This window comes from Streptomyces sp. RG80 (assembly GCF_040446465.1).
GTDB lineage: Bacteria > Actinomycetota > Actinomycetes > Streptomycetales > Streptomycetaceae > Streptomyces.
Genome location: NZ_JBEAAJ010000013.1, coordinates 152,223 through 164,876, shown reverse-complemented (window position 1 = coordinate 164,876; position 12,654 = coordinate 152,223). Strand labels below are relative to the sequence as shown.

The window sequence follows — 12,654 nt, the reverse complement described above, 5'->3', positions numbered from 1 at the left end:
ATGTCGTTCGCACCCGTTCTGCACGCCGAGTGGCTGAAGATCCGGACGCTGCGCTCGCTCCTCGGGGCGCTCCTCGCCCTGTTCGCGGCGACCACGGCGTTCTCCGCGATCGCCGGTGTCTCCGAGACGTCCGACCCGGATTTCGACCCGCTGTTCACGGCGTTGTCCGGGGTAGCGCCCGGTCAGATCGCCGCGATCTCCTTCGGCGCCATGGCCGTGTCCTCGGAGTTCCACGGGGGTGGACTCCGGCTCTCGCTCAGCGCGGTGCCGCGGCGCGGGCGGTGGTTCGCGGCGAAAGCGGTCGCGATCGCCGTACCGGTTCTGCTCGTGGGGTGGGTGACCGCTCTCGCCGCGCTCCTCGTCGCGAAGGCGGGACTGGGCGAGGCGGCCGCCGGCCTCACCGCGGGCGAGCAGGCGCGTGGCGTCGTGGGCTGCGGGGTCTACCTCATGCTGATGGCGCTGTTCGCGGCCGGTCTCGCGGCCCTGCTGCGCAGCGGGGTGGGCGCGCTGTCCCTGCTGATCCCGTTCGTCCTCGTCGTCTCGTTCGTGATCGGGGACGCGGCGGGCGGCGCCACGGACTTCCTGCCGGACCGAGCGGGACAGGTGGTGCTGTACCAGTCGCACGGGGGTCCGCTGGGACCGTGGACGGGGCTCGCGGTGACCGCACTGTGGACGCTGGGCGCCCTGGCCGCGGGCGCGTGGAGCGTACGGAGCCGGGACGCCTGACGGAGCGCCTGACGGAACGCCAGTTGTCAGTGGGGCGGGGTTTACTGGATCGCATGGACATCGCGCAGTGCCTCGCCACGATCGACCTGCTGTGCACCCGGGACTTTCCCGCGGTGCACCGCAGGACGGACCTCGGCACGGCGGGACCCGGCTACCACATAGCCGAGTTAGCGACGAGCGGCGACTTCCACGAGGACGACGGGACCGAGCGGGAGGAGACCGAGGCGCAGTACGAGTCGTACCGGGACGGTCTGGCCGAGCGCTTGACCGAGCGATGGGGCGCGGCACAGGAGGTCAGTCTGTACAGCGTGTTCGAGCGGTCCACACAGGGCGAGGAACTGGTGGAACCCTGGGCATCGCTCAGCGCGCACGTGCCCGACGTCCACCTGTGGAAGTGCACGGACACGGGCCGCTGGATAGCGCTCGGCGTCTCCCAGTGGGACACGGAGCTGCCGTTCCAGCTCCTGGCCGTCATCACGGAGATCGACCCGGAGTGACCCGCTGAGCCACCGCCCCGAGGCACAGCCGGCGTACCTCTCTAGGCCTCTCTAGGCCCTCGAGGCCCCTCTAGGCCTCCGCCGCCAGCCGCAGCCGGGCGAACTCCTCGGCCATGGTCGCCGCCGTCCAATGGGCGTTCAGTCCACTGGGGTTGGGCAGCACCCACACGCGCGTGTCCCCGAACACCCGCTCCTGCGGGCCCACTCCGGCCTTCTTGTCCTCGAACGCCGCGCGGTACGCGGTGACGCCGACCACCGCCAGCCACCGCGGACGCAACCGCGCCACCTTCGTCGCCAGCAGGCGCCCGCCCTCGCGATACTCCTGCGCGCTCAGCTCGTCCGCCCGCGCGGTCGCCCGGGCCACGACGTTGGTGATGCCGAGCCCGTAGGAGAGCAACTCCTGCTGCTCGGACGGCTTCATCAGACGAGGTGTGAAGCCCGACAGATGCAGCACCGGCCAGAAGCGGTTGCCGGGACGGGCGAAGTGATGGCCCGTCGCGGCGGTCATCAGGCCGGGGTTGATACCGCAGAACAGCACACCGAGGCCGTCCGCGACCACGTCCGGGACGAGCCGGTCGCGGGCGGCCTCCAGTTCCGCCTGAGTGAAGCGCGTCATCGCGTCGGACGCGTCAGAGGATCGCCCCGGGCGTGTAGCCCGCGGCCTCCGGGTGCTGCTTCACGATCTCCTCGATACGCCCGACGACCACGCCGACCTGCGCGGCCGCGGCGCCCGTGAAGGACAGCTTGTCGGCCATCAGCGCGTCCAGCTGCGCACGGTCGAGCGGGATGCGCTCGTCGGCGGCCAGCTTGTCGAGGAGCTCGTTGCGCTCGGCGCCCTGCTCGCGCATCGCCAGCGCGGAGGCGACGGCGTTCTCCTTGATCGCCTCGTGCGCGACCTCACGGCCGACGCCCGCGCGCACCGCGCCCATGAGCACCTTGGTGGTGGCGAGGAACGGCAGGTAGCGGTCCAGCTCACGGGCCACGACCGCCGGGAAGGCGCCGAACTCGTCGAGCACCGTCAGGAACGTCTCCAGCAGACCGTCGAGCGCGAAGAACGCGTCCGGCAGCGCGACCCGGCGCACCACCGAGCAGGACACGTCGCCCTCGTTCCACTGGTCGCCCGCCAGCTCGCCGGTCATCGAGGCGTAGCCGCGCAGGATGACCATGAGGCCGTTGACGCGCTCGCAGGACCGCGTGTTCATCTTGTGCGGCATCGCGGAGGAGCCGACCTGGCCGGGCTTGAAGCCCTCGGTCACCAGCTCGTGCCCGGCCATCAGCCGGATCGTCTTGGCCAGCGAGGACGGCGCCCCCGCCAGCTGCACCAGCGCGGTCACGACCTCGTAGTCCAGGGAGCGCGGGTAGACCTGGCCGACCGAGGTGAACGCCTGCGAGAAGCCCAGGTGACCGGCGATCCGGTCCTCCAGGTCCGCGAGCTTCGCCGCGTCGCCGCCGAGCAGGTCAAGCATGTCCTGCGCGGTGCCGACCGGGCCCTTGATGCCACGCAGCGGGTAGCGGCCGAGGAGCTCCTCGACGCGGCCGTGGGCGACGAGCAGCTCGTCGGCGGCGGTCGCGAAACGCTTGCCGAGGGTCGTCGCCTGCGCGGCCACGTTGTGCGAGCGGCCGGCCATGACCAGCTCGGCGTACTCGCCGGCCAGCTTGCCCAGACGCGCCAGCACGGCCACCGTACGGTCGCGCATCAGCTCCAGGGAGAGCCTGATCTGGAGCTGCTCGACGTTCTCGGTGAGGTCGCGCGAGGTCATGCCCTTGTGGACGTGCTCGTGCCCGGCGAGGTCGTTGAACTCCTCGATCCGCGCCTTCACGTCGTGCCGCGTGACCTTCTCGCGCTCGGCGATGGAGGCCAGGTCGACGGTGTCGAGGACACGCTCGTAGTCGGCGATCGCCGCGTCCGGAACCTCGATCCCGAGGTCCTTCTGGGCGCGCAGCACGGCGAGCCAGAGCTGCCGCTCCAGCTTCACCTTCTGCTCGGGCGACCAGAGCGTGGCGAGCTCGGCGGAGGCGTAGCGTCCGGCGAGGACGTTCGGGATGCGGGGCTTGGCGGGAGCGGAAGTCACGTGACCAGATTCTACTGGCGATTCGTGCAGGCCAGCGCCGGGGTTCCGTTCGGCGGAACCTACGAGACCCGCGTCACGCCCCCGGCTCCTCGTACGGCAGCAGCTCGGCCCGCTTCGGCGGCAGCCCGTCCCCGGACGACCGCCCGGTCAGCCGCCGTCCGATCCACGGCAGCAGATGCTGCTTGGCGAACCGGGCGTCGGCGATCCGGCGGGCGACCCACTTCGGCGGCACCGTGGCCGCCATCGGGGTACGCCACTCCGTGTCCTCGGGGTCGTAGCCGAGCGCCTGCCAGACCGCCTCGGCGACCCGGCGATGCCCCTCGGCCGTGAGATGCAGCCGGTCCACGTCCCACAGGCGCGGATCGCCGAGGGACGGCGCCCCGTACAGGTCGACGACGATCGCGCCGTGCTTCTCGGCCAGCTCGTCGACGCAGGCGAACAGCTCCTCCATACGCGGCCGGAAGCGCGCCAGGACCGGTCCCTGGCGGCCCGGGCTGCGCATCAGCACCAGCTGCTCGCAGGCGGGGGCGAGCCGCTCCACGGCCTGCGTGAGGAGGTCGCGGACCCGGACCATGTCGCACTTGGGCCGCAGGGTGTCGTTCAGCCCGCCGACCAGCGTGATCACGTCGGGCTTCATGGCCGCGGCCACATCCACCTGCTCCTCGACGATCTGCTGGATCAGCTTCCCGCGCACCGCGAGGTTCGCGTACCGGAAGCCGGGGGTGACGGCGGCCATCCGGCCGGCGAGGACATCGGCCCAGCCCCGGTAGGTGCCGTCCGGGAGCACGTCCGACATGCCCTCGGTGAAGGAGTCGCCGACCGCGACAAGGCTGGTGTGTGTGGGGTTCGTCTGCATGGCGGAGAAAATGCTAACCCGTTCACATACCCGACGGTCGGTCGCCCCGGTCGATCCAGTCACCTGGCCACCCCGGTCGCCCGGGGCTACGCGCGCTGCCCGAACAGCTCCCGCAGCACGTCCTCCATCGTCACCAGCCCCGCCAGCCGCCCGTCGTCACCGAGCACCGCCGCGAGATGCGTACGGCTGCCCCGCATGGCCGTGAGCACGTCGTCCAGTGGCGTGTTCTCCCGTACGCGCGCGATGGGCCGCATGTCCCGCACCTGGAACGGCAGATCCCGCGGGGAGGCGTCCAGGGCGTCCTTCACGTGGAGGTAGCCGAAGAGGCGCCTGCCGTCGTCCACCACCGGGAAGCGGGAGAACCCGGACTCGGCCGACAGGCGCTCCAACTGCTCCGGAGTGACGCCCACGCGCGCGTAGACGACCCGTTCCAGCGGGAGCACCACGTCCCGGACCGGCCTGCGGCCCAGTTCCAGGGCGTCGTGCAGCCGCTCCCGGGTCCGGTCGTCGATCAGGCCCGCCTCGTCGGAGTCCTTCACCAGCCGGGCCAGCTCGGCGTCCGAGAAGGTCGCCGCGACCTCGTCCTTGGTCTCGACCCGCAGCAGCTTCAGCAGCGTGTTCGCGAAGGCGTTGATCGCGAAGATCACCGGGCGCAGCCCCCGGGACAGCGTGACCAGCGGCGGGCCGAGCACCAGCGCGCTGCGCACCGGCTCCGCGAGCGCGATGTTCTTCGGCACCATCTCGCCGAGCAGCATGTGCAGATACGTGGCCGCGGTCAGCGCGATCACGAACGACACCGCGTGCCCGGCGCCCTGCGGCACACCGAGCGCGTGGAACACCGGCTCCAGCAGATGCGCGATCGCCGGCTCGGCGACCACACCGAGGATCAGGGTGCACAGGGTGATGCCGAGCTGCGCCGCCGCCATCAGCGCGGACACGTGCTCCAGACCCCACAGCACACTCTTGGCACGCCGGTCGCCCTCTTCGGCGTACGGCTCGATCTGCGAACGCCGCACGGAGATCAGCGCGAACTCGGCGCCCACGAAGAAGGCGTTGACGACGAGGGTCGCCAGACCGATCAGCAGTTGGATCGCGGTCATTTCCCGGCCTCCCCTTCGAGCGATGCGGACGGATCGTCGAGCGGCGCGTGCAGCAGCACGCGCGCGGCCCTGCGCCCCGAGGCGTCGACCACGTCCAGCCGCCAGCCGACGACCTCCACCGTGTCGCCGACGACCGGGATCCGGCCGAGCTCGGTCGCCACGAGACCGGCCAGCGTCTCGTACGGCCCCTCGGGCGCCCGCAGCGCCACGCGCGCGAGCTGGTCGATACGCGTCGAGCCGTCGGCGGAGTACAGCACGCGGCCCTCGTCGTCGGTCCCGGCCGGGGCGAGGTCGGGGGTCTCGTGCGGGTCGTGCTCGTCACGGACCTCGCCGACGACCTCCTCGACGATGTCCTCCAGCGTGGCCACCCCGGCCGTACCGCCGTACTCGTCGATCACCACGGCCATCGTGCGCTTGCCGGAGAGCCGGTCGAGCAGCCGGTCCACGGTCAGCGACTCGGGGACGAGCAGCGGCTCGCGCATCAGCTCGGACACGGGCACCCGGGCCCGCCGCTCGGCCGGGACCGCCAGGACGTCCTTGATGTGCGCGGTGCCCACGACCGAGTCCAGGTTGCCGCGGTAGACCGGGAACCGGGACAGCCCCGTCGCGCGCGTTGCGTTCGCGACGTCCTCGCAGGTCGCCTGGGCGTCGAGGGCGATGACCTGGACGCGCGGAGTCATCACGTTCTCCGCGGTCAGATCGGCGAGGTTCAGGGTCCGTACGAAGAGTTCGGCGGTGTCGGCCTCCAGCGCGCCCTCCTTGGCGGAGTGCCGGGCAAGCGCCGCGAGCTCCTGCGGTCCGCGCGCGGCGGCCAGCTCCTCGGTGGGCTCCACGCCGAAGAGCCGCACGATGCGGTTCGCCGTGTTGTTGAGGTGCGTGATGAACGGGCGGAAGGCGGCACTGAACCAGCGCTGCGCGTTGCCCACCCGCTTGGCCACGGCCAGGGGCGAGGAGATCGCCCAGTTCTTCGGCACCAGCTCGCCCACGACCATCAGGACGACCGTCGACAGGGCGGTACCGAGCACCAGTGCGACGGACGAGGCCGCCGAGCTCGATATGCCGAGGGACTCCAGGGGACCGGCGATCAGCTTGGCGATCGACGGCTCGGAGAGCATGCCGACCACCAGGTTGGTGACGGTGATGCCGAGCTGCGCCCCGGAGAGCTGGAAGGTCAGGTTGCGCACGGCCTTCAGGGCGCCCGACGCGCCCCGCTCGCCGCGCTCGGCGGCCCTTTCCAGGGCGCCCCGCTCGACCGTGGTCAGGGAGAACTCCGCGGCGACGAAGGCACCGCAGGCCAGCGAGAGCAGGATCGCCACGAGCAGGAGGAGCACTTCGGTCATCGGGTCACCTCCGTCCCATGATCGGACAGGGTGCGGGGGATCGCGCGATCTCGCGTACTACTGGGAGGCTCGCCCATGGGCGGACGCTCACACCTTTCATTGGAGGACCGAGTGGTCCCCCAATGGTAAAGGACGGGCAAAGGGCCCGGCCGATGAGGGGCCCGGCGGCCGGAGGTTACAGCGGCTTGACCCAGCGTCGCCAGTGGTCTTCGCGGTGGTAGCCGCCCGCGGCCCAGGCGTGGTGGGCCTGTTCGTTGGCCTCCAGAACCATGGCGTCGACACGCCGTCCACCGAGAGCGGCGAAGCGTTGTTCGGCTGCTTCCAGGAGGGCGGTGGCGATGCCCTGGCGGCGGTGGTGGGGGTGTACGGCGAGTCGGTAGGCGGAGCACCGCCATCCGTCGAAACCGGCGATGACGGTTCCGACGAGCACGTCGTCGCGTTCCGCGAGCAGCAGGGCCTCGGGGTCCCGGGTGATGAGCCGGGTCATACCGTCGTGGTCGTCACTGATGCTGGTTCCTTCGGCGGCGTCGCGCCAGAACCGCAGCACGGTGTCGATGTCGGCGAGGGCGGCGTGGCGGATGTGGAGATCGCTCATGGGGTGAGCCAAGCAGAGCGCCCATCTGTCGGGCGACCGGTTTCCCTGAAGATCGACGGCGCCTTACTGCGTCGATCATCTGTTTCCGCAGCTGGGCAGGACCGCTTTGTCGATCCTTGGTATGTGCCTTGCTTTCCCGTGAATCTGTCCGGCCTAAGGTCGCAAGGTTGGCATGTGCACATAGCGAAATGCGGGGGGTTCGGGTTCATGGGGGATCTCGGCAAAGACGCGGCCTCGCTGCACAGGGCCGCCGTAGGGCTGCGAGCGGTGGGGCTGCACACGGAGAAACCGTTGCAGGAGTTCAAGGCCGAGTCGCACGACTTGGACGCCCTGGGGGCCCTGGGCTCGCTGCTGGGCGCCAAGGAGGAGATACGCGAGGGCATGACCACTCTGGCCAAGCTCACTCGGGATCTGGAGGAGGAGTGGGAGACGGAGGCGAAGTTCATGGGTGACGTCTCCGATGCCTTCGACCTGCTCGACATCCTGCTGACAGTCGCGGCCCGCGCGAAGAAGGGCTGAGCCGAGCGTGGTCGACCTCAACCCCTTGCACTACGTCAACAAGTTCAATCACATGTTCGGCGACAACCTCGCCAGCGGCCTGGAGTTCCTCGGGATCACCGACCCGGCCGTGGATCCGGACGGCGTGCGCGAGGTCGCCAAGAAGTGGCGGCACCTGGCCACCGGCCTGGACGACGCGGCAGAGGCCGCCCGCAAGGCCCTGGCGGACGTCGAGTGGGAGGGAAAAACCGCCAAGGCCTTCCACAAGCGCTCCAAAGCCGCCCGTGAACAGGCTACTGACATGGCCGACGCCCTGCGCGAGGGCGCCAAGGCACTGGACGACTTCGCCGACCAGGCCCACGAGTTGCTCACCGAGATGGGCGTGCTGGTCGCGGAGATCGCCGAGTTCGAGATCGCCGGCCTCGCGTTGTCCGTGCTGACCGGCGGCACCTCCGCGGTCGTCTCCTCCCTGATGGCCGGTTCGCGAGCGGTCAAGGTGGTGGCGCTCGTCGCGCGGATCGAGAAGGAGGGCACGGCACTGGCCTCCGCGGTCCGCGGCGTCATGGAGGTCATCCGTGCGGTGGAGCGTGCACTCAAGGCGCTCAAAGAGATCCGCGGCGTCGCGGCGGCCGGCCGGATGGCCAAGGAGGGGATGAAGTTCTCCGCCTTCGACACGCTGCTGCAGGATCCGGCCGCATTCCGGGATCCCGAGAAACTGGCAGGCATCCTCACCGAGGGCGCGCTCCTCGGCGTCGGCACCGGGGTTCTGTTCAAGGGGCTCGGAAAGGGGCTCAAGGCCCTCAAGCCAAGCGAACTGTCCAAGTTGGCCAAGGCGTTGAAGCTGGATGGTCCGGGCCTGTCCAGGCTCAGGCTGCGCCCCTCTGAGTTGGATGAGCTGCCCGCGTCCATCCGGTCGGCGTTCAAGAAATGTGATCTCGATCCGATCGACGTGGCCACCGGCGACATGCTGCTGCCCCAGGTGGATGTGCAGCTGTCCGGGGCGCTTCCACTGGTGCTGAGCAGGACGCACCTCTCCTCCTATCGCTGGGGCGGCTGGTTCGGCCCGACGTGGGCCTCCGTGCTCGACCAACGCCTCCAGGCCGACGACGACGGTGTCGTCTATGCCGCCCCCGACGGCGCCCGCCTGGTCTTCCCGCTGCCGGCGCCCGAGAGCGCGGAGCCCGTCCACCCGAAGACCGGTACCCGCCTCGCCCTGTCCTGGGACACCGAGGTCGACGGGGCGCTGCGCCTCACGGACCCCGACACAGGGCTCGCCCACGTCTTCCACTCTCCGTGGCCGGTTGCCGATGAAGAAGCTCTCGACCTGCCATTGCAGTTCATCGAAGACCGCAACGGGCAGCGAATTACAGTCACTTACGCTGCCGACGGCTGTCCGGCGGAGATCGTCCACTCCGGCGGCTGTCGCATAGCGATCGAACACGATCCCGACCTGCCCCGGATCAGGGCCTTCCGGCTCCTCGATCCCGAACGCCCCGAGGCCGCAGGCACGCCGCTCGTCTCCTTCGGCTACAACGCCGACGGGCACCTCGCCGAGGTCGGCAACTCCTCCACCCTGCCCATGCGTTTCACCTATGACGCAGCTGGGCGGATCACCTCCTGGACCGACCGCAACGACACCCTCTACACCTACGCCTACGACGATCGAGGGCGGGTCGTGCGCACCGAGGGCAGCGACGGCTTCCTCTCCGGCACCCTCGCCTACGACGATGCCACCCGCACCACCACGGTCGTCGACTCCCTGGGGCACGCCACCCGGTACGAGCACAACGGAGCGCTGCGCCTCATCCGGGAAACCGACGCGCTCGGTCACACCACGCACCAGGAATGGGACTCTCAGCACCGGCTGACGGCGGTCACCGACCCCCTTGGACATACCACCCGGTTCTCCTACGGCGAGAACGACCGGGTGACCACCATCGTGCGCCCCGACGGCCACACGGCGCGTGCCGAATACAACCATCTCGGCCTGCCCGTCACGGTGACCGGACCCGATGGTGCGACATGGCGCCAGGAGTACGACGAACGCGGCAACCGCACCACCGTGACCGACCCCATCGGCACGACCGCTCGATTCTCGTACGACGCGAGCGGCCACCTGAAGATGTTGATCGACGCCCTGGGCCACACCACCCGGATACGGTGCGACCGGGCCGGACTGCCCGTCGAGGTCACCGATCCGCTCGGTTCGGTGACCCGCTTCGAGCGTGACGGGTTCGGGCGCACCGTCGCCGCCACGGACGCGTTGGGCGCTGTCACTCGCCTGGAGCGGGGAGTCGAGGGGCAACTGATCCGCCGGGTCGCCCCGGACGGCACGAGCGAATCATGGACCTACGACGCCGAAGGCAACGTCACTTCCTACATCGATGCCATGGGCGCGGTCTCCCATGTCGAGTACACGCACTTCGACCTGGCCACGGCCCGAACCACCTCGGACGGAACCCGCTACCGCTTCGCCTTCGACACGGAGCGGCGCCTTACCGAGGTCACCGATCCCCAGGGCCTGACATGGCATTACGGCTACGATCCCGTGGGGCGGCTCGTCTCCGAGACGGACTTCGACGGGCGGACCGTCACCTACACCTACGACCCGGCAGGCCGGCTCACTTCCCACACCAACGCCCTGGGCCAGACCGTCGTGTATGAGCGCGACGTACTGGGCCAGGTGATCCGCAAGGACGCCGGGGAAACAGTCACCACCTACCGCTACGACCTCGCAGGCCGGCTGGTCCGAGCGGTCGGCCCGGACGCGGTGCTGGAACTGCAACGCGATGCCCTCGGCCTGGTGACGGCGGAGACCGTGAACCGTCGCACCACGACCTACACGCACGACGTCCTCGGTCGTCGCGTCCGCCGAACGACGCCCAGCGGCGCCACCAGCACCTGGAGCTACGACGGGGCCGGCCAGTGCACCGCACTCGCTGCGGGCAGGCACATCATCGGCTTCGAGCACGACGCGGTGGGCCGCGAAACGGGCCGCCACATAGGAGACACACTCACGCTGGCCAATGGGTTCGACCCCCGAGGCCGGCTGACCACGCAGGCGTTGTCCGACGCTGCGGGCCGTGACATCCAGCGGCGTGAGTACGACTACCGGGCCGACGGCGGTCTGGTGCGCGTAGAAGACCAGTTGAACGGCAGCCGCCGCTTCGACCTCGATCCCGCAGGCCGCGTCACCGCAGTTCACGCCGCCGGTTGGACCGAACGCTACGCGTACGACGCGGCGGGCAACCAGCGCGAGGCAGCGTGGCCCGAAACGCACCCCGGACATGAGGCCACCGGCACCCGTACCTATGTCGGCACCCGTATCACTCATGCCGGCAGCGTTCGCTATGAGCACGACCCCCTCGGCCGCACCACCCTGCGCCAGAAGACCCGCTTGTCCCGCAAACCGGAGACCTGGCGCTACGCCTGGGACGTCGAGGACCGTCTGATCTCCGTCACCACGCCGGACGGAATCCACTGGCGCTACGCCTACGACCCGCTCGGCCGCCGCATCGCCAAACAACGGCTGCTTGCGGAGGACGGGGCCGTTGCCGAGGAGGTGCGTTTCACCTGGGACGGGACCACACTCTGTGAACAGACCTCCGTGGACCCGCGGTCGCCGAACTCCACCATCCTCACCTGGGACCACCGGGGCCTGCACCCCATCGCCCAGACAGAGCGCATCCTCGGGGGAGACAGCACCCAGGACGAGATCGACTCGCGCTTCTTCGCCATCGTCACCGACGTCGTCGGCACCCCCACCGAACTCCTCGACGAGTCCGGCAACATCACCTGGCGCGCCCGCAGCACCCTCTGGGGCATGACTGCCTGGGCCTCAGGCGGCACCGCATACACACCCCTCAGGTTCCCCGGACAGTACTTCGACCCCGAAACAGGCCTCCATCACAACCATTTCCGCCACTACGACCCTGAGACCGCCCGCTACCTCACTCCCGACCCCCTCGGACTCTCACCGGCGCCGAATCCCGTCGCCTACGTCCACAACCCTCACACCTGGGCCGATCCTCTTGGGCTGAAGTGCCCCGACCTGCGGGAGGGATACTCCTCGCAGCCGGCCTTCAACGACCCCTACCACCCGAGTGTCGTCGACGAGCGCATCCGGGACATGCGCAAGCTGTACGGGATCAAGGAGCCTCCGCCCGCTGCCGCCCCCAGCGGCATGATCGGCGCCAACGGCACCCAGGTGACCAGCAAAACGATGTGGAACCACGGTCCATACCGCATCGACGTCGAGAACCCCAACCCCGGGCAGCGGGCCGGACAGTTGCACTTCCAGGACCAGAGCAACCTCACGGCCAAGTACCAGTACAATTTCGAAACCGGCATATTCGAGGGACTCCCGCGTTCGATCGAGAAAGAAGTCGGCAAGCACCCCGGATTCCAGGCCGGAATCGACAAGGGGCTGAAAATGCTGGGAGAGAAAAGACCGTGAGAACCAACGCCCAGATGTCCGAGTTCCTGCGAGCGGTGGAGATCCGCGTCCGGGAGGAGGACATGCCGGATCAGTTTCGCGCGGTCGTCGAGGCCGGCTGGACCCTCGAAGAGGAGGCACGCCTCCTGAGGGCCCTGTATTCCGGCTATTCCGGAGTCGGTCGAGCCGAATTCGATGACGTTGTCCACTTCGAGGCCGTTGTCAACGGACGCGGCATGATGGACTACGACCTCCCGGACGCGGGCTCCGAGAGGCTCGGACCACTGTTGCGTCGCTCCCTCGGTTACGCCTGCACGGCTCTGCTGTCCGTGCCGTCTGATGGGCTCTGGCCGGTACTCGGCTATATCTCGCTGTCAGAGGGAGGACTGAATGACGACATGCTCACCGCACATGTCACTTTCTGCTCACAGCGCCCGGATCTGCCTCCCTACGTGCCGGATGTGGAATCGCATAAACAGGGGGCATTGATGGAGATCTCCGAGAGGGACGCGGCGGACCTGCTGAAGAGATAAGG

Annotated in this window: 11 protein-coding genes; 5 read left to right on the top strand and 6 right to left on the bottom strand. The window is 69.4% G+C overall.

Features of this window, described 5'->3' with window-relative positions:
- Together ABKA17_RS38725 and ABKA17_RS38720 are read left to right on the top strand one after the other, a co-directional pair.
- On the top strand, positions 1-726 hold the full coding sequence (locus ABKA17_RS38725; RefSeq protein WP_353697071.1) for an ABC transporter permease: 726 nt from the start codon (positions 1-3) through the stop codon (positions 724-726).
- A gap of 53 nt (positions 727-779) precedes the next feature.
- A complete protein-coding gene (locus ABKA17_RS38720; RefSeq protein ID WP_353697070.1) occupies positions 780-1,223 on the top strand; it encodes a hypothetical protein in 444 nt (147 codons plus the stop codon).
- A gap of 70 nt (positions 1,224-1,293) precedes the next feature.
- Here the strand turns inward: ABKA17_RS38720 and mug are convergent, their stop codons facing one another.
- The 6 genes from mug to ABKA17_RS38690 all read right to left on the bottom strand — a co-directional run bounded on the left by mug (position 1,294) and on the right by ABKA17_RS38690 (position 7,186).
- On the bottom strand, positions 1,294-1,839 hold the full coding sequence (mug, locus tag ABKA17_RS38715; RefSeq protein ID WP_353697069.1) for a G/U mismatch-specific DNA glycosylase: 546 nt from the start codon (positions 1,837-1,839) through the stop codon (positions 1,294-1,296).
- A gap of 13 nt (positions 1,840-1,852) precedes the next feature.
- A complete protein-coding gene (gene purB, locus ABKA17_RS38710; RefSeq protein WP_353697068.1) occupies positions 1,853-3,295 on the bottom strand; it encodes an adenylosuccinate lyase in 1,443 nt (480 codons plus the stop codon).
- A 73-nt stretch (positions 3,296-3,368) separates the two neighbouring features.
- Positions 3,369-4,151, bottom strand: coding sequence for an SGNH/GDSL hydrolase family protein (locus tag ABKA17_RS38705; RefSeq protein WP_353697067.1), 783 nt, complete (start codon positions 4,149-4,151; stop codon positions 3,369-3,371).
- Between the two features lie 86 nt (positions 4,152-4,237).
- Positions 4,238-5,251, bottom strand: coding sequence for a hemolysin family protein (locus ABKA17_RS38700; protein WP_353697066.1), 1,014 nt, complete (start codon positions 5,249-5,251; stop codon positions 4,238-4,240).
- Positions 5,248-6,591 carry a hemolysin family protein gene (locus ABKA17_RS38695; protein WP_353697065.1) on the bottom strand — a complete coding sequence of 448 codons (1,344 nt, stop codon included), beginning with the start codon at positions 6,589-6,591 and terminating at the stop codon, positions 5,248-5,250. The genes ABKA17_RS38700 and ABKA17_RS38695 overlap by 4 nt, the downstream gene beginning before the upstream one ends.
- 175 nt (positions 6,592-6,766) lie before the next feature.
- A complete protein-coding gene (locus ABKA17_RS38690; protein ID WP_353697064.1) occupies positions 6,767-7,186 on the bottom strand; it encodes a GNAT family N-acetyltransferase in 420 nt (139 codons plus the stop codon).
- Between the two features lie 207 nt (positions 7,187-7,393).
- On the opposite strand from ABKA17_RS38690, the gene ABKA17_RS38685 reads away from it, so the two are divergent.
- From ABKA17_RS38685 to ABKA17_RS38675, 3 genes are read left to right on the top strand one after another with little or no spacing between them, the layout of a single operon-like run.
- Positions 7,394-7,705, top strand: a complete 312-nt coding sequence (locus tag ABKA17_RS38685; protein ID WP_353697063.1) for a hypothetical protein — start codon at positions 7,394-7,396, stop codon at positions 7,703-7,705.
- Between the two features lie 7 nt (positions 7,706-7,712).
- Positions 7,713-12,140, top strand: coding sequence for a DUF6531 domain-containing protein (locus ABKA17_RS38680; protein ID WP_353697062.1), 4,428 nt, complete (start codon positions 7,713-7,715; stop codon positions 12,138-12,140).
- Positions 12,137-12,652 (top strand): hypothetical protein, encoded by a 516-nt coding sequence (locus ABKA17_RS38675; RefSeq protein ID WP_353697061.1) that lies wholly within the window; start codon positions 12,137-12,139, stop codon positions 12,650-12,652. Before ABKA17_RS38680 ends, ABKA17_RS38675 begins: the two co-directional genes overlap by 4 nt.
- The last annotated feature ends 2 nt before the right edge of the window (positions 12,653-12,654 follow it).

Coding starts and splice junctions, on each gene's coding strand:
- ABKA17_RS38725 (WP_353697071.1), top strand. CDS start 1: ATGTCGTTCGCACCCGTTCTGCACGCCGAGTGGCTGAAGATCCGGACG.
- ABKA17_RS38720 (WP_353697070.1), top strand. CDS start 780: ATGGACATCGCGCAGTGCCTCGCCACGATCGACCTGCTGTGCACCCGG.
- mug (WP_353697069.1), bottom strand. CDS start 1,839: ATGACGCGCTTCACTCAGGCGGAACTGGAGGCCGCCCGCGACCGGCTC.
- ABKA17_RS38705 (WP_353697067.1), bottom strand. CDS start 4,151: ATGCAGACGAACCCCACACACACCAGCCTTGTCGCGGTCGGCGACTCC.
- ABKA17_RS38700 (WP_353697066.1), bottom strand. CDS start 5,251: ATGACCGCGATCCAACTGCTGATCGGTCTGGCGACCCTCGTCGTCAAC.
- ABKA17_RS38695 (WP_353697065.1), bottom strand. CDS start 6,591: ATGACCGAAGTGCTCCTCCTGCTCGTGGCGATCCTGCTCTCGCTGGCC.
- ABKA17_RS38690 (WP_353697064.1), bottom strand. CDS start 7,186: ATGAGCGATCTCCACATCCGCCACGCCGCCCTCGCCGACATCGACACC.
- ABKA17_RS38685 (WP_353697063.1), top strand. CDS start 7,394: ATGGGGGATCTCGGCAAAGACGCGGCCTCGCTGCACAGGGCCGCCGTA.